At 29.8% G+C, this 18296-nt stretch carries 20 protein-coding genes; 1 reads left to right on the top strand and 19 read right to left on the bottom strand.

What is annotated here, in order from left to right:
• Positions 1-2 precede the first annotated feature (2 nt).
• From rplU to CLTEP_RS07440, 19 genes are all read right to left on the bottom strand, one after another.
• Complete coding sequence (gene rplU, locus CLTEP_RS07530; protein WP_066824940.1) at positions 3-314, bottom strand: 50S ribosomal protein L21; 312 nt, start codon at positions 312-314, stop codon at positions 3-5.
• Positions 315-416: 102 nt separating this feature from the next.
• The gene (locus CLTEP_RS07525; protein ID WP_066824938.1) at positions 417-1874 is read right to left on the bottom strand and encodes a ribonuclease E/G; all 1458 of its coding nucleotides are present in this window, start codon (positions 1872-1874) and stop codon (positions 417-419) included.
• A 17-nt stretch (positions 1875-1891) separates the two neighbouring features.
• Complete coding sequence (locus CLTEP_RS07520; protein ID WP_066824936.1) at positions 1892-2593, bottom strand: TIGR03936 family radical SAM-associated protein; 702 nt, start codon at positions 2591-2593, stop codon at positions 1892-1894.
• A complete protein-coding gene (locus CLTEP_RS07515; RefSeq protein ID WP_066824934.1) occupies positions 2568-4433 on the bottom strand; it encodes a TIGR03960 family B12-binding radical SAM protein in 1866 nt (621 codons plus the stop codon). The genes CLTEP_RS07520 and CLTEP_RS07515 overlap by 26 nt, the downstream gene beginning before the upstream one ends.
• A gap of 73 nt (positions 4434-4506) precedes the next feature.
• Positions 4507-5307, bottom strand: a complete 801-nt coding sequence (locus tag CLTEP_RS07510) for a M50 family metallopeptidase (RefSeq protein ID WP_242863887.1) — start codon at positions 5305-5307, stop codon at positions 4507-4509.
• Positions 5308-5358: 51 nt separating this feature from the next.
• Positions 5359-5712 (bottom strand): hypothetical protein, encoded by a 354-nt coding sequence (locus tag CLTEP_RS07505; protein ID WP_066824929.1) that lies wholly within the window; start codon positions 5710-5712, stop codon positions 5359-5361.
• Positions 5713-5858: 146 nt separating this feature from the next.
• Positions 5859-6959, bottom strand: a complete 1101-nt coding sequence (rodA, locus tag CLTEP_RS07500; protein ID WP_066824926.1) for a rod shape-determining protein RodA — start codon at positions 6957-6959, stop codon at positions 5859-5861.
• 134 nt (positions 6960-7093) lie between these two features.
• Positions 7094-7351 (bottom strand): cell division topological specificity factor MinE, encoded by a 258-nt coding sequence (gene minE, locus CLTEP_RS07495; protein WP_066824923.1) that lies wholly within the window; start codon positions 7349-7351, stop codon positions 7094-7096.
• A gap of 13 nt (positions 7352-7364) precedes the next feature.
• The gene (gene minD, locus CLTEP_RS07490; RefSeq protein ID WP_066824921.1) at positions 7365-8162 is read right to left on the bottom strand and encodes a septum site-determining protein MinD; all 798 of its coding nucleotides are present in this window, start codon (positions 8160-8162) and stop codon (positions 7365-7367) included.
• Positions 8163-8177: 15 nt separating this feature from the next.
• Positions 8178-8810, bottom strand: a complete 633-nt coding sequence (gene minC, locus CLTEP_RS07485; RefSeq protein ID WP_066824919.1) for a septum site-determining protein MinC — start codon at positions 8808-8810, stop codon at positions 8178-8180.
• Between the two features lie 161 nt (positions 8811-8971).
• Positions 8972-11935 carry a penicillin-binding transpeptidase domain-containing protein gene (locus CLTEP_RS07480; protein WP_084364754.1) on the bottom strand — a complete coding sequence of 988 codons (2964 nt, stop codon included), beginning with the start codon at positions 11933-11935 and terminating at the stop codon, positions 8972-8974.
• 18 nt (positions 11936-11953) lie between these two features.
• Positions 11954-12445: a rod shape-determining protein MreD gene (mreD, locus tag CLTEP_RS07475; RefSeq protein WP_066824917.1), complete on the bottom strand. Its 492-nt coding sequence runs from the start codon at positions 12443-12445 to the stop codon at positions 11954-11956.
• 11 nt (positions 12446-12456) lie between these two features.
• Entirely contained in the window at positions 12457-13308 is an 852-nt protein-coding gene (mreC, locus tag CLTEP_RS07470) for a rod shape-determining protein MreC (RefSeq protein ID WP_066824915.1), read from the bottom strand.
• 164 nt (positions 13309-13472) lie between these two features.
• Entirely contained in the window at positions 13473-14159 is a 687-nt protein-coding gene (radC, locus tag CLTEP_RS07465) for a RadC family protein (RefSeq protein ID WP_066824913.1), read from the bottom strand.
• Between the two features lie 35 nt (positions 14160-14194).
• Positions 14195-14770 carry a Maf family protein gene (locus CLTEP_RS07460; RefSeq protein ID WP_066824910.1) on the bottom strand — a complete coding sequence of 192 codons (576 nt, stop codon included), beginning with the start codon at positions 14768-14770 and terminating at the stop codon, positions 14195-14197.
• An 11-nt stretch (positions 14771-14781) separates the two neighbouring features.
• Positions 14782-15042 carry a DUF4321 domain-containing protein gene (locus tag CLTEP_RS07455; protein WP_066824907.1) on the bottom strand — a complete coding sequence of 87 codons (261 nt, stop codon included), beginning with the start codon at positions 15040-15042 and terminating at the stop codon, positions 14782-14784.
• Positions 15043-15188: 146 nt separating this feature from the next.
• Positions 15189-15926, bottom strand: coding sequence for an SPOR domain-containing protein (locus CLTEP_RS07450; RefSeq protein WP_066824904.1), 738 nt, complete (start codon positions 15924-15926; stop codon positions 15189-15191).
• Between the two features lie 106 nt (positions 15927-16032).
• Entirely contained in the window at positions 16033-16677 is a 645-nt protein-coding gene (locus CLTEP_RS07445; protein ID WP_066824901.1) for a C40 family peptidase, read from the bottom strand.
• Positions 16678-17457: 780 nt separating this feature from the next.
• A complete protein-coding gene (locus CLTEP_RS07440) occupies positions 17458-17934 on the bottom strand; it encodes a hypothetical protein (protein WP_066824898.1) in 477 nt (158 codons plus the stop codon).
• A gap of 238 nt (positions 17935-18172) precedes the next feature.
• Between CLTEP_RS07440 and CLTEP_RS07435 the strand changes: the two genes are divergently transcribed.
• On the top strand, positions 18173-18296 hold a 124-nt coding region (locus CLTEP_RS07435), incomplete at its 3' end, for a MerR family DNA-binding transcriptional regulator (RefSeq protein ID WP_153016297.1).

Below are 18296 nucleotides of genomic sequence, written 5' to 3'. Positions count from 1 at the left end.
AATTAAGCTTCTATCTTTTCGATTTGTAATTTTGTGTATGGCTGTCTATGACCTTTTTTCTTTCTAAAGTCCTGCTTTGCTCTGTATTTGAAAACAATAACCTTCTTAGCCTTATCTTGAGCTAATACCTTAGCAACAACCTTAGCACCTTCAACAACAGGTTTTCCTACAACCATTCCTTCTTCTTTGCTTACAGCTAATACTTCATTAAGTTCAACATTTGAGTCAACTTCTGCTTGTAATTTTTCAACGAAAATTACATCTCCTTCTTGAACTCTGTATTGCTTTCCGCCAGTCTTAATAATTGCGTACACTAAAAAGCACCTCCTCTATCCAATCTCGCCACTCAGGTACACATCTAAAACGACATGTTTTAAACCCTACGTGTGCGGCCTACAAATGCCATTCTATCACACTTAAATACATTTGTAAAGAATATATTGATTTAATTTTTTATGATACTGTTCTTTCCTAATATCGTTTTCAAATATAAGTGGCTTAACAGTATAATACTGATTTATATCTGTAAAGTTTATATATATATTCCCATTAATTTTATATGCTATTTCGGTTAATACATCTAAATTGTTCCTAATACCTTCCATATATACTCTATTTAACTCTATGTATACATTATTAAAGCTAACTTCTTCAATAATAGAATGTATTTCATTATAAATTAAAAAAATCATATACGAAAGTTTTATTCTATTTCCTTCTACACATGAATTTTCGTACTTTTCTTTAATACTCTCATATATAGATTTGCCTCTTCTCTTTCTTACAATTTGGACAAGATTCAATTGAGTGAAAGGCAAAATTTTTACACTACTCCTATCATTCAAGAATCCCTTCCTTAAAATTTCTATTATATCATTCTGAAGTTTTCTGCTTTTAACATCAATAAAATCAATAATTATTATGCCACTTAAATTTCTCAACTTTATTTGTCTAACTATTTCATTTGCAGCCTCTAAATTAGTTGTATATGCTGTTTTATTAATAGAATTATTATCAGTATTAGCACCCGAATTAATATCAATTACATTCATTGCTTCGGTTTTATTTATTACTAAATAGCCACCACACTCTAGTTTTACGATACTTTGAGTCGCTTTTAATATTTCTCTTTCTAATCCATAGTACGCAAATATATTTTTGCTTTCATTATGAAATATTATATCTATATTATCATTTTTGTAATATAGATTATTAAAATAATCATAATCATCTTTATCATTAACTACTATTTTACATTTATCACACAACAATATTTCATCTTCAACACTTCTATAAAAATTACTATTTCTTAAAAGCAACCTAGGTTTAATGCAATGTTTAGAATCATTAATAATGTTGTTGTATATACAATAAAGTCTTTTTATTTCAGCATTTATGTCATTTATACATTTCTCTTCAGCATTTTTCCTTATTACAATAGAAATACCTTTTGGAATATTTAGTGATTGTTCCATTTCATAAATAAAGCTTTTATCTAATATCTTTTTTGAAAAAACTATTCTTTTAGAAAAATTACCTAAAACACAGTATCGTCCACCAATAGTAAAATTAGTTGATACTTTTGCTCCTTTATCTCCTAATTCTTCACTTATCACTTCAACTATTATTTCTTGCCCTGTTTTTATATTATTAGAAAAATTTTTATCCATATATAAATAGCAATTTTTAGTATATCCAATATCCACAAAAGCACACTTTATAGCAGGAACAATATTCTTAACTATTCCCTTGTAGATTTCCCCAACTTTTGGCGAATTATCATTTTCTTCTATATAAATTTCCTTTAATACTCCATATTCCCTTATTGCAAGTCGAGAAAACAAAGTATTTCTTTCCAAAAATATCTCTTTCAAGAATTCAATCTCCATTATCACCTAAAATATTTATTAAGGGGTAGAAGCTTTTCGTCCTTGTAAGCATACATTTCTTCTCTTTTTATTTCAATAAATCTATCTTTTTCTAACCCTTCACAATTTTCTTTAATATATTCACCCAAAAGCTGAGCCGAAAGATTTTCTCTACTTCCACAAGCTGCTAAAATTCTTATTACTAAATTATCATCTTTAATCCAATACTTAAATTCCTTTATGAGTGGCTTTATATTTATATCTCTTTTCCCTTTTTTAGTCTTCTTAACAGTTTCCCAACTCTCTTTTTTGAGTAGTGTTTTTATTTCCTCCTCAACCAATTCACTATTAGAAAACTTAAATTTTAATATGTATGAAGCTGCATCGATAAGTGCCATTGCTTGCAAATCCTTTTTACCTTTTTTAGACACTACTTTCACTGCATCCAAAAACTTAATTCCACCAGGAGCATTCATATTTAATTTATCTATAATTTCATTTTCATTAACCTCTTCAAAAAATATTATATCTAAATACTCACCTGAAGAATACATACCTACAGATAAAGGTTGTGCTATAGATAACATCATATGAGGATTAAATCCTTTTGAATATTCTACTGGCAATTCAGCTCTTCTAAAAGTTCTTTGTATAGTTCTCATCAAATCAAGATGTGAAACAAATTTTATTTCACTTTCTTTAGTGTATTTTATTAAATATCGCACCCTCAAAGCACTTCCCTTCTTTAAAGCTTTTGTTTATACCGCAATTTCTACAAACTTCTCTACAATCAGGAGTAAGCTGTACTGCTTTTGCTTTTTCATTTTCACGAATCAAGAATTCCTTTGTTATTCCAATATCAATAAAATCCCAAGGAAGTATCTCATCATAGCTTCTTTCTCTATGAGCATAAAAATCACCATCTATTCCTAATTCGTTCATTGCTTCTTCCCAGTATTCATAATTAAAATACTCACTCCATCCATCAAATTTAGCTCCCTTTTCAAAGGCTTTAATTATTACATCACAAAGTTTTCTATCACCACGTGCAAGTACAGCCTCCATATAACTTACCATAGTTTCATGCCAATTATATGTTATCTGTCTGCTTTTGATATTATTTCTTACAACATTGATCTTTTCTTTAATGTCTTCAATTCTAGCTTGAGGTGCCCATTGAAATGGCGTAAAAGGTTTCGGAACTAAAATAGATGTACTAATGGTTATATTTAATCCTTTTTTTCTAATATTTTTAGGAATCTTGTAGTATTCATCAACTACTTTGTTACCAAGTTCCGCAATTCCTTTGACATCATCAATTGTCTCATATGGAAGTCCTATAATAAAGTATAGCTTTATTTTTGACCACCCTGCTTTAAATGCACTGCTCACTGATTCAATAACATTCTCTTCTGTAACACACTTATTAATAATGTCACGCATTCTCTGCGTACCTGCTTCAGGTGCTAGAGTAAGCCCCGTTTTTCTAACCTTTTGTATTTCATTTAATAACTCAACCGAAAAAGAGTCAACTCTAATAGAAGGTAATGACACCCCTATTTTTCTGTCCTTATATTTTTCTACAAGCTTTGTTACTAAATTTTTTATATCAGAATAATCACAAATACTCAACGATACTAATGATACTTCCTCATAACCAGTTGCCTTCAAAAGTTTATCAGCCTGTTCTAATAAAGTTTCTGTAGTTTTCTCTCTTACTGGTCTATATATCATACCAGCTTGACAAAATCTACATCCTCTAGTACACCCTCTAAACACTTCTAATGTTACCCTATCATGTACTACCTCAGTATATGGTACCATAAGTTTATCAGGGAATGTTACTTTATCGAAATTATTAATAATTCTCTTTTTTACCTTTGAAGGTACATCATCATATTTAGGTTTAAATGCCTTAATAGTACCATCTTCATTGTATTCCACATCATAAAGACTAGGAACATAAATACCTTCAATATGACAAACCTCTCTTAGAAATTCCTTTTTTGTCTTTTTATTTTTCTTAAATTCTTTATATAAATCAAGAACTTCATTTAAATTTTCTTCCCCTTCACCTAAAGAAAAAAAGTCTGCTATATCATATAGTGGCTCAGGATTGTAAGCACATGGTCCGCCGCAAAAAACAATAGCGTCATGTTCCCCTCTTTCTGAAGCCCTTATTGGTATATTTGCCATATCAAGCATATTTAAAATATTTGTATAACTCATTTCATACTGTAAAGTAAAAGCAACAAAATCGAATTTATTCAATGGATCTTTACTCTCAAGTGCATATAACTCTATATTATTTTCTCTCAGCTGCTTTTCCATATCTGGCCATGGTGCATAACATCTTTCACAAAAAGTATCTTCTCTTTGATTCAATACATGATATAGTATTTTTGAACCCAAATGCGACATTCCAACCTCATATACATCCGGAAAACAAAAAGCAAATCGTATATCAACCTTACTAATATCTTTATTAAATGAATTGAATTCTCCCCCTATATACCTCGCAGGTTTTTCAACTCTATACAAAATATCATCAGAAATTTTGTTCATTAAACTTCCTCCTCGCGTTTTTCATATCATAATATTTTATCATACATGTGAAAAATTAAAAATATATAAATTATTATTTTTTATTTAAGAAATCATTTATAGACATATTTCCATATTCTTTAAGTGCATTAATCAATTCTTCCTCATACAATATATCAACAACATCCATACTATCATCCAATACAAGAAAAACATTATACTTGTTTTTATCAACTAGTCCAACCGCTGTCAATAAATCTTTTTTGTAATATATTGATATACTTCTATTTTCAATGTATCCTCTTTTTAAAAATTTATATCTCTTTTTAATAATATCTCCCATAATTAAATAAGCTATCCTCTCCTTTTCTTTTACAGAAATTATTACTATGAATACTGCTATAACACCCAAATTAAAATTTGGTTTCCCTCTTAAAAAAAGAATAAAATAAAAAAGCATAAGTAAAATACCTAGCATTATACTCACATGTGTAGTTATTTTATTTGCTGTTTTAAAAATGTATTTTTTCCATAAAATATCTCTAAGTATTCTTCCTCCATCTAACGGATATGCAGGAATCAAATTAAATACTCCTAGTGCAAAATTGGTAAAGTAAAAACAATAAAATACACTCTTATTTAATTTTACCCACAAGAAATAAAATATAAATGCTAATATAAAATTTGTCAATGGACCAGATATTGAAATTATAATATCTTCCATTGCCGAAGCCTCATCTAAATCTTTTATATAAAGAGCTGTTCCTATTGGTAAAATATTCATATCAAGTCCTGTATAGCCCAACTTTTTAGCAGTTAAATAATGTGACATTTCATGTACTAATGCAAAAATAAAAGCAGGTGCAAGTTCACCTTTAAAGCCAATGACAACCAAAAATAATATATACGGTATAAGAAGTCTACTAATTTTTATATAAAACTCCTCCTAAAATGGATTATTAATATTGATTTTACACATAATGTTTTCTATTTTATCAATAACATTATCTTGAAATTTATAAAAATCAAACGATTTTACTTCTTTTAGAATTAATCTATAATCGTAATCTTTGTTAATCAACGTTTTACTGAAATTATACACTTTATATGTAGCTGAAGTTGTAACTGATTTACAAAACAAAATTATTAAGAATAATATAAGCGTTCCTGTTAATTGTCTCATTAGTACATTTGCAATTTTATTATTAGCCCTATTATATTTATGCAATTTATTCATGCTTTTTCTATTATTCAAAAGTCTTTTATAATAGCTTTCATACTGAGCATTATAATTTCCCACAATATCCACCCCCAATAAAATATATATAAAACATTAAATACAAGCTGTATATAGCTTGTATTATAGACTTCAATATATATATATTTTATCATAATGGCTTATATGAATTGTTTTTGAAAAATGCTATATAATTAGAAGTACATTAACTAAAAATTTAGTTTTTTATTTCTCATGCCAACATTTAAAACTATACCAATAGACATAAAATTTGTAAGCATTGAACTTCCTCCATAACTCATAAATGGAAGCGTTATACCTGTAATAGGCATTATACCTATAGTCATTCCTATATTTTGCAATACAGAAAACAATAATGAAGAAATTATTCCAACACATAGCATTGTTCCAAAAATATCCTTAGATTTTCTCGCAGTATTTATCATATTGTATATTAATACACCATATAATATCAAAAGAAAAATGCCACCCAAAAGCCCCCATTCTTCTCCTAATACAGAAAAAACAAAATCCGTATGTGCTTCTGGAACAAATTTGAATTGTTTACCTCTTAAAAATCCCGTACCAAAAACTCCTCCAGAACCTATTCCTCTTTGAGACTCAATAAGTTGATGTCCATAATCTAGTTCATATTTTTCAGGATTCAAAAATGAAACCAATCTTCCCTTCCAATATGGTTTCATTAATGGAGAATTCCATATAATAGCTACCAAAGCTAATATACCATTCAATCCTCCAATAATTACTTTTAAATTCAATCCAGCCGCAAAAAATATTCCTAACACAGTAAAGAAGCACACCATAGTCATACCCATATCAGGCTGTATTACAATTAGAATCATTGGAATCAAAGCATAAATTACTAATGTTATAAAATTTTTAGGTTCATTTATATTTCCTTCCATATCCTCAAGCTTTTTAGATAACATAATTATCAAAGCTAATTTAGCAAATTCTGAAGGCTGAATTGCCCTATTCCCAAATTTTATCCACGAAGTAGCCCCCTTCGTAGTACTTCCAAGCAAAAAATCATTTAATAATAAAAGAAATATACTAAACCAATAAAGTATACCAGCAATATTTTGAAGAAACATATAGTCAAAAAGTAATATTACATATACAGTTATTAGTCCTAACACCAACCATGTTAGTTGTAATTTCATATAATACATACCACCAACACTATATATATTCATGCATCCAAATAAGACAATGATAATTGCCGTAATAAGCACCCCTAAATTGAGTCTTTTAAGCATCTTTTTACCAATGAAAAACTTATAAATCATAAATCAACTTGTCCCTTCTAATAAGTATATCGAACTCCAAATATATTATACCCCATACATATCAATAAGTATATTATTAATCGACACTAAATTAAAAACCATGCTAAAATTCGCATAGTTTTCATTTTATTATACTATTTAATTTTTTTTATAGGAATACTAGCTATTAGAGCTGGTGAAGCCCCTTCAATTACATCTGTTTTTGTCATTTTAACTTCTACATCATCGCTATCGATTTCTACATATTTAGAAACAACATTCAGAAGATCATTTTTAATTTTATTAAGAAGATCAGGTGAAAGATCCGCCCTATCATGTATTAATATCAACTTCAATCTATCTGATGCAATATCCTTTGGTGATTTACTTGAGAAAATTTTCAACAAATCCATTTTATCCCTCCTATTATTTCACCTTAAATATCTTTTTAATTGATGCAAAAAATCTATTTTCAGTACTTTTAGGGGACTCAAATGGAATCTCCTCACCCATTATTCTCTTTGCAATATTAGCAAATGCCTTTCCTGCAGAAGCATTATCATCCAAAACTATAGGCTCACCCTTATTTGTAGAAATTGTAACCTTTTTATCTTCAGGTACTATTCCAATCAATTTAATAGCCAAACAATCAACAATATCATCAACTGCAAGCATTTGTCCCTTTTCACTCATTTCATAATTCATTCTGTTAATTATAAGTTCATGCCTATTCAATCCCTTTGAATCAAGTTTACCCACAACTCTATCTGCATCTCTAACAGAGGTAATTTCAGGATTTACCACTACTATCGCCCTATCTGCACCAATCACAGCATTTTCAAATCCTTGCTCTATTCCTGCTGGGCAATCTATTAATACATAATCAAAATCTTTTTTCAGTTCATTTGATAAAAAAAGCATATCCTCTGCTTTAATATCTGTTTTATCTCTACATTGAGCAGTAGGCATAAGATAAAGATTATCAAATCTCTTATCTTTTATTAAAGCCTGTTTAAGCTTACATCTTTTTTCAAAAACATCTAATAAATTAAAAACAACTCTATTTTCTAACCCCATAAGTACATCTAAATTTCTAAGTCCTGTATCTCCATCAACCACTACAACTTTTTGTCCTAATTTAGCCAAAGCAGTGCCAATGTTAGCAGTAGTTGTTGTTTTACCAACTCCACCTTTTCCAGAAGTAATTACTATAGTATCGCCCATACATGTTTCCCTCCATTAATAATATTTATTAGGTAAATATGGCTCAACAATTATATTGCCATTCTTAATTTTTGCAACTTCAGGATATACTGGTTTAATGTCATCTTCAGGTGCTCTTGTCATAATATCCGAAATCTGAATTATTTGAGCTTGCATACTAAACGCAGCTATAATTGCCTTATCATTTCCATTACATCCCGCATGTGCAAAGCCTTTTAAGCTACCTAAAACAATAATATTCCCCGCCGCATGCACTTCAGCACCTGGATTAATATCACCTACAATAACAATATTACCTGAATATTCTATCACCTGCCCACTTCTAACAGTCTTTCTCAAAAATTTTGTCCTTCCCTCATAGATTCCACTAAACACCTTATTAGAAGTTTCTTTAATGTCTTCAAAAATACAATCTTTTATTAAGAATTCATCGAAAAGTACATCTTTTAACCTTCTCATATTCCTTTCGCTTATATACTTCAATTGAGTAGTTATGGTAAGGTTGCAACCTTTATAAAATCTTTTACCCTTAGACAATTTTATTATCAATTCATCAAGCATATCATCAAAATCCCTAAAGTTGTTCATATTTATTACTGCATTTAGTCCATCCCTATTTCCTTTAATGATGATTTTGTTATTTACCATATCTGTGTGAACCTCCATAACCATATTAACGTATATTTCAACACAACTTGATTAAATTCCTTCTATTATTATAAAAAATTTAATTTTATACTATTTTAACGCTAAAAAATAGCATGTTTATACCATCAAACATGCTATTTTTATATCCAAATACACTATTACTAATCTTTGTCATGGTACATGAATTTATAGTTTGGATTAATCTTTAATATTCTGTCTTTGAAATATTCTTCATAAATAGCTTTTGCAACTGGTGCAACATATCCTCCGTGAGCTCCATCAAAAATAACAACACAAACCGCAATTTCAGGTTTATCATAAGGGGCAAAACCAACATATACACCATACGCTTCTCTTCCCAATGAATGTTGGTCATTATGAAAAGTGGCAGAACCTGTTTTACCACCATTTACTATTGGGAAATCCTTAAATACCTTGTATGCTGTTCCTCCCTTACTACTTGAAGTAACAGCAAGCATACCCTTCTTTACTGTTTCTATAGTACTAGAACTTACACCTGTTTTGTTTAATACAACAGGTTTAGAATAATCCTTTACTATATTACCATTTTGATCATATATTCCATCTACCAAGTGAACCTTATACCTATATCCCCCATTAACAAGTGTTGCAACATAATTTGCAAGCTGTAAAGGTGTAAAACGATTAGTACCTTGTCCAATAGATGCATTGTATAAATTAGTACCCCTCTTCATTTCAGTTTTAGCATCAGTTACAGAATAATTAATAGCCATTATTATTCTTTCTATATCACTATCAGTATACCCAATACTGTTTAAATCAGAAGATGTCTTTATTAGTTCTTTTAGTACAGGTTCTACATTATCCCTTAAATATTTATACTGCTCACTCGAACTAACATTATCAGCTTTCATCTGTGAAATAATCAATTTTGATATTTTCTTCTTTAAATCATAAACCTCTTTAGAATCATTAACACTAGGCACTATATCTATACTCTTGTATTGTCCAACCCAGTGTGAAGCACTACTTTTACCTAGAAAATCATATAATTGCCTCATATAAAGAATCGCTAAAGTGTTTTTACCTGATACATAGTTATAAACTTGACCAAAATTTTCACCTATCTCAATACCAGTTGATGGTTTTTCATTGCCCAAAGGATTTATACCCAAACCATATTTCCATGCATACTTAGCAAGCATATCAAGCCCCTTCTTGCACTCACCACCACCTTTAACAAAAAGCCTGTCAGCCACTTCAAAGAAGAAATAGTTGTTCGAATCTCTTATAGCTTCAATAACATTCTGAAGGCCGTGAGAACCTCTAAATTCATTCCATTTCCAACTCGCACCTTTATAATCCTTATATCTTTTGTTATAGTATCCTCTATCAAGTATTTTAGTGTTTTTAGTAATAACACCTTCTTCTAATCCAGCCACTGCTGTTAATAATTTAAATGTTGAACCAGGTGGTATAAGTGACATTGTAGCATAGTTATAAAATGGTTTTGGATAAATATCATAGTAATCCTCTCTTATAGAAGTATTTCCCTTAATATCTTTTGCAATTGGAAATAGCTTATTCAAAATATATTCTTCTATGTTAAATTCTTTATTCCCTTTTGCAAGTTCCTTTTCCTCTTTTTCCTTGTATAATGGATATTCAGTTAAATTTCTTTTCTTTATATATTCTCTTCCAAATTTATCCAAATCAGGCAAGAAAAACTTTCTATATTCTCGCTCATTTAATCTTCCAGGTACAGCAAACAGATTAGGATCATAACCTGGTCTACTTGCTAATGCAAGTATTTTGCCTGTATTTACATCAATTACAACAGCTGCTCCTCTAGTTGCATTTGATGTATCAACACCATCTTGATTAACTCTACCTCTTTCATTCCTATTACCAAGTTTTTGACGAAGCTTCATAGTATCATCCAAAGCCTTTTCAGCAACTCTTTGCAAATCAGCATCAATAGTTAATTTGATATTTTCTCCAGGATAAGGTGTGAGCTCCCCAAGTGTTTTTATCTTTCTACCAAATTTATTAATTTCAATACTTTCTTGTCCCTTTGATCCTCTCAGAATACTTTCATATCTTCCTTCAATACCCGAAGCACCAATATAGTCCCTACTAATATCATATCCCTTTTCTTCATATCTCTCTTTTTCATACAAACTAATTTTCTTGATATATCCTATAACGCATGAAGCTAGATCATGATATGGATAGTACCTTACAGGCTGCTTAATTACAGATATCCCCGGAAGCTCTGCCTGCAACTGTTCAAAAATAAATGCTGTTTTCTCTTTCAAATCATTAGCAATCACCACAGGTTTATACCCTGAATAACTTTGCATTCTCTTTTTATCTTTAACAATCATATATCTCAAAATTGTCTTAGAATCATATTTATCAGTCAATAACTTAATCTTAATTTTTTTGTCTAGATGTTTCCATTTACTCTCGATTTTTCTCTGAATCTCAGCATCACTTAATCCATCAATATTTTGAAATGTTTTTTTCTGTTTATCAATATAATCATACTTAACTAAATCATACAATGAATATTTGCTAATCAAATCATAAAAAATCTCCTCTGGAGTAATTTTATCCAATTCATCATCAATTCTCTTTTTCTCTTCACTATTTAATTCAGATAATTTCTTGTTTCCAAAAAGCTCTTTTGATATTTTATCATCATAACCTCTATCCTTCTTAAACCTGCGTTCATTCCACAAACGAGAACTCTTACTGCTCACATTAAAATCTAGCCTAAATGGATTAATTTTAAGAGGAAAATCATTTCTCTGAACCTCACCATTCTCATCTAAAATATCAAACACCTTGCTCATAGTCTCAAAAAAATGCTTTTCGCTCTCTTTTGTTGGTGTATAAATAAGATTAAAACTCTGCCTGTTAGTGGCTAATATTTTTCCATTTCTATCATATATTTCTCCTCTTGGTGCATTTTTAAATACTATTGTATGTGACTTATTATTTGCTTCTCGTCTAAATTCTTCCCCTTTTACAACTTGAAGCCAAACAAGTCTCAAAACTATAGCTGAAAAAATAGCAACCATCACCACTATAAATGTCTTATATCTTGTAAATCTCTGTTCATTAATTTCGTTATTCACTTCATCACCACTTCTTCACTAAAATCCCCATCGTTTTCTCATAAAATCAATGTTGCTCAATCTAAACACAAATTTATACATAAAAAATGCCAAAATACCATTGTATACACTATCAAAAAAAACTGTTCTCAAATAAACCTTTTGTCCTAAAATATGCAGCAATAAAAATATACCTATCCCTTTAAAAATACTCAAACAAAAACATGTAATTACAGGCACAAAAGATTTGTGCCTAAATATCCTCTGGCCAATCTGTGCTGCTATAATACATGCCAACATATTGGTAAGTGCATTAATACCTATACCATTTGCAAAATAAACATCCTGCAACATACCTGTAAATACGCCTATTATTAATGCTTCTTTTGTTCCATTAACTATTGAATAACATATAATAAACAAAAAAAGCAAACTAGGGTAGTACGTTCTTATACTAATGAAAGGCATTAAAGCATTATCTATAATTTGAAACAAACACGCTAAAAAAACTAACCATAAAACCTTTTTCATACTACTACCCCTTAATATTTAACATTTCTCTCTTCTTTAGGTATTACAATAAATATTTCTTCTAACCTATTTATATCAACATACGGTTTAATTATACCATACTTGCTTATTTGACCTTTATCATCAATAACATTAATAACCTTTCCTACTTTAATCCCTTTAGGATATATTCTTCCTATTCCAGAAGTCAAAATAACATCTCCCACTTTTATATCCGACTCAAGCGTTGGAATTTCAATTCTATAAAGCAATTTGTTATCATCATCCTTATATCCTTTAATAATTCCATTATTGAAAGAGTTTCTTTCGACATAACCCGCAACTGCAATATTTTCATTGGAAAGAGTTTGAACAATAGCCCAATTAGTTCCAACAGCAGTAACTTGTCCAACCAACCCATCTGCCGTAACTGCAACCATTCTTTTCTTTATACCGTCTTTCGACCCTCTATTTATAATAAATCCATCAAAAAAACTATTACCGCTTATACCTATAATGTCACATCCAATGTATTTATAATCTTCAGTACTCGACTGAATAAAATTAAGCATTTTCCTTAATCTATTATTTTCTTTTTTTAATAATTTATTTTCAATCTCAAATCTTTGAAGCTTATTGTTGATCTCTTTTAATCTTTTATTCTCCTCTTTTACTCTCTTATAGTTAAATAAAAATCCAAAAGTTTCCTTAATATTAACATTCAATTTGTACAAAATACCCTGAACTGGATTTAGAATCACAGCGGTTCCATCTTCAACAAAAGTAACTCTCTCACTATTGGCACTATAATTTATCAGAACTATAAACACCAAAGATAAGCAGGCAGTTATAATCGACAATTTATGTTTATCTACAAATCTCATATTTTCCCTCTTCTTTTTCATTAATTCTTTATTAATTTATTTTTTATCTCTTTCTTATTTATTTTTGTAAAACTATACATTATTCTCAAAGCTATGCATTACAATAATAATTAGTTTTCATTTATCAGCGTCAGACATCTGAAAAAAATGGCGTCTATAAATATCTATAGAATGCTTCTCTCTTTTAAGCTAACATACGTTCCATCACCAATAATAATGTGATCTATCACCTCTATACCTAGCAATTTTCCACACTCCTTAAGCCTCAAAGTAACGTCAATATCCTCTTTGCTTGGAGTAGGATCACCCGAAGGATGATTATGACACACAATTATAGAATCAGCACTTTTCTTTATAGCCTCTATAAATACTTCTCTAGGATGAACCATCGAAGAATTCAACGTGCCTACCGAAATTTCTTCTACAGAAATTATAACCTTCTTTGTATTCAAAATAATTATCTTAAAATGTTCTTTGTACAAAATCTTCATTTCTTCCATAACATAATTTGCTGCATCTTCTGGCTTTAAAACTTTATACTCAAGACCCGACTTAAATGTTTTAAAACGTCTGGAAAGTTCGACAACTGCTAAAAGCTGAGCAGCTTTTGTATTTCCAATTCCTTTAATATTAGTGAAATCCTTAAAAGAGGCACGTAAAATTCCATTAAGTCCTCCACTTTCCGTTATTATTCTATTGCATATTGAAATTATGTTCTCCTCTCTATTACCTGTCCTCAATATAACAGCTAAAAGTTCGCAGTTCGACAATGCTTGTGGTCCATATCTGAGCAATCTTTCCTGTGGTCTTTCATTTTGGGGTAAATCTTTTATTTTTAGATTTTGAATCATAATATCCATCTCCTAACAATTTACCCTCATCCCCATTACAATACGTCTATTCCAAATTCCTTTAATATACTATTTACCTTTGATATAGGTAATCCAACAACATTAAAATAACACCCTTCTATCTTTTTTACGAAAACCGCTGCTCTTCCCTGAATTGCATAAGCCCCAGCTTTACCATTTGGCTCACCAGTCTTTATATACTCTATTATTCTTTCTTTTGTTAATGTATCAAAAATCACTTTAGTACTCTCATGCGTTACTCTATGCCTATTATTATCTACATCAATAAGGGCAATTCCTGTTATCACTTTATGCTCTCGCCCACTTAATCTTGAAAGCATATTAAAAGCATCTTCATCATTTAGTGGCTTTCCCAAAATCTCTTCATCAATTACAACAATTGTATCCGCACCCAATATCAAACCCTTATTCACTTTTTGAGCTACTTCTTTTGCCTTGATATACGCTAATTCCTCTACTTTACTTTCTATAGTACCTTTAAGCATATCAAAATTTTCATCTACTTTGCTTGGTATAACCTTAAATGAAACTCCTATTTGATCAAGCAATTCTTTTCTTCTCGGAGAAGCCGATGCCAATATAATATCCATTTAACCATCTCCTAATACTCTCTATAAATTATTATTGCCAAAATAACACCAATCATAGACATTATATTAATATTAAAATTAATTCCGAATGTTATACCCATAACATGCAAATCCAAATAGAAAGGTTTTGTCATCCCAATATGATATGAATGTTCTAAAAATCGAAGTATTTTAAAATGACTACCTAGTACTTCCCCGATAAACGTACCAGTAATTGCACCTATAATAACATATAATATCAAATACCCTCTTGCCTTACCATTTCTACTCATCCCATCCCCCCACCTTTACACATCAAGTACAGTTTATCACTTTATAAAAACATTATCAAGGTACCATAAATCAAAAAAACATATACAGTATAAAAGATATTTCCATAATAGAAATATCTTTTATACTGTAATCCTTATCATTTATTTTAATTAATATTCATTTCATTCAGAACATTATACAAAACTTTATATACATCAACTATTTTATCCTTAGTTAATTTTGAAGGAAGCTCACTTATAAAATCTTTTAATTTCATTAAACGATTATAGTTTTTATCTTTTTTATTTACTTGTTTAAGTGATTCTGACCATTTTTTAAAATCCGCCGTTTCAATTGCCTTTACATTATCCTCAGATAATTTATTTACAACTTTTAAATTAGCATTTATAATTTCCATAATCTCGCTATTGCACAACGAATCCTTATTAAAGGAAAATATTATCTTTGTCCACTCAATTCCATCTTCAGTTAATTTAGAAGTTATTTCAGATATATTATTTTCTTTATAAATTCCTAATAATACTTTATAATAACCACCATTACTTATAATAAACGGATTTCCATAATCAGCTAAGCTTTTTCTGTAATTATCTGCATTTTCCTTACTTTTAAATGCTCCACATTGAATAGCATAAAAATTTGAAATATTATTTGATGTATTATCTTTAACGTCGTTACCATTAACAACCGCACTTCTATTATTACCATTATCTTTGCTTCTATTTATATTAAATTTAGGTAATTTTGAATCCATAGACGCCCCTTTAAAAACAACTTTAAAAATCAGCGAACCAATAATTATAGCTAAAATTAATATAAGCATAAATATTAACACAACACTACTATTCTTACTTTTACGTATATCATATTTTGAGTACCTCATATTTTTCCTCCTTACATAACATCATATAACCTCATCTAGTAAATAATATTTATGTATGGCAGAAAATATGTAAAAAAAAACTCGACAAAATTTGCCGAGTTACATTCTATTTCACGATTCTTCTAGCTCCTGCATAATGTTTCTTATAGTAACTTCCATTTAAATTACTTATTATAACTTTATGACTTCCTGATGAAGCTTGAATAAATTTCCCATTTCCTATGTATATACCAACGTGCGAAAATGAAGAATACGTATGGAAAAATACTAAATCTCCCGCTTTCAAATCAGACTTAGCAACAGCAACACCTCTTTGAACCTGATAACCAGTATAATGAGGAAGATGAATTCCAAAATGCCTATATACGTACTGAACGAAACCCGAGCAATCAAAAGACCTCGGTCCTGCAGCACCCCACACATAAGGTCTTCCTAAAAATTTGTACGCATAATTAACTATACTATTGCCACTTCCCTTTAAAATTCTTTTATCCGAATACCTTGCTGCTGTAGTCAATCCTCTAGAAGCTCTTCTTCTCGCCTCAACTTCCGCTCTTCTCCTTCTCTCTGCAGATCTATCTGGTACCTTAATAACATTAGTTGTCTTGAAATTTGTTGTCTTAGGTTTTAAACTAACACTATTATTTAAAACAACATCTGCCTTCGTTTCTATACTAGATACTCCTAAGATAAATCCAATAGCTAACAACACTAACATAATTCGTAAACTTTTCGTACCACCGACATCCATTAGGTTAACCCCCTTGTATTCTCTAGAAGACTACAATCTCTATGTCAAACTTCCCTCTATCAATTACCACTAGTACTATTATAATTTAAAAATCATATATCTGTCAAGATGGAAATTTATTGAAAACATTCTCTCCAATAGTATACCTGTACTTTTGTTAGGTATTAGGAGGGAAAGCAGTGTGCTAGTTTGCTAGAGGGCTAAACGGCTAGTTTCCAATCTCTAATCTCTAATCTCTAATCTCTAATCTCTAATCTCTAATCTTCATCAAGAACACAATCTCTCTTGGCGACTGACGACTGGCAACTGGCGATTTTGTTTTAGTCTCCAATCTCTAATCTCTAGTCGCCAGTCGCTAGTCAACTATATAGATTTACACCTTGAAAACTAGCATCTTAATTAGGTACGAGGTTCTAGAAACGAAAACGAGGGATATAAGATAAGGGAAAGTACTGGGAAATAAGACAAATTTGCTAGTGTGCTAGATGGCTAGTACAGATTTATAACTTGATTACTATATACTTACAATCAGCAAATGTTTTTTTACATTATATTCAAGAAATCGTATAATAATTTCAACATTAACTTATAACTAGCCAACTAGAAAACTAACAACCTTGTTTTTGAAGAATTTGCGTAGCAATTTTAATCTTGTTTTCAAGTTCCCAGTACCTTCTTCCCACTCCTAGTACCTAATTCCCAGTACCTAGCACCTAGTATCTAATCCCCAGCACCTCTCCTACTATGTCTCTTCTTTTAATATTTCTTAATTATAATTTTCTAATCATCATAATACATCAACGTTAACCTAACAATTCTTCTCAATAGTCTATTTGCTACTGGATAAGGTACACCATAAAACCTCATCATCCTATATATACCAGGATTATATCTTTCAATTTTTCTAACTATTCTTACTACATCATTATAATTGTGATAATCATGGTCATGATGTTTATTCTTTTTCTTTTTTCGATAACAATCGCATTCTTGATCATATCTTTCTTCAATATCAGTGTAATATTCTTCATTCTCAGTTGGTATCATATAATCTAAGTACATCATATTACTCGTTGGAAAAAAGCCACCTTCAAGAGGCACCATATCATCATTATCCTCATACCCATATTCATTCATAGACATCGTCTGCTGAACCGGAGCATATTCATTTAAGTTCATCATTGGTTCCATAGGAACCATTTCATATTCTTCATTGTCCATTTCTATAGTTTCATATTTTCCTATTTCTTTATCCATATTATACCTCCAAATAATTCTTACATTAACAATGTATGATAATAAAGTGCAATTGATACATATTTTTATCCTTTTTAACTGTGCTGTCCCAAATATATAGTAGTTATCATAATATGAATTGTAAAGTTTTATTAATTAAGGAGGTTAAATAACAGTTTATAAAACTTTATAGAAGTTTATATTGATATATTGAATTTATACAATGTTTATGTTATGATAAATTCAAGAGGTGATATAAATGAAATATTATTCAATAGGAGAATTTGCAAAACTTATAGATAAAAACCCTCAAACTTTAAGAGAATGGGATAAAAAAGATATATTAAAACCACATCATGTTGCTCCGACAGGATATAGATATT

Origin of the sequence: Clostridium tepidiprofundi DSM 19306 (assembly GCF_001594005.1) — a bacterium.
GTDB classification, from domain to species: Bacteria; Bacillota; Clostridia; order Clostridiales; family Clostridiaceae; genus Clostridium_AC; species Clostridium_AC tepidiprofundi.
Note: the sequence above shows the minus strand (reverse complement) of the source record. Positions and strands in the feature narration are given on the sequence as shown.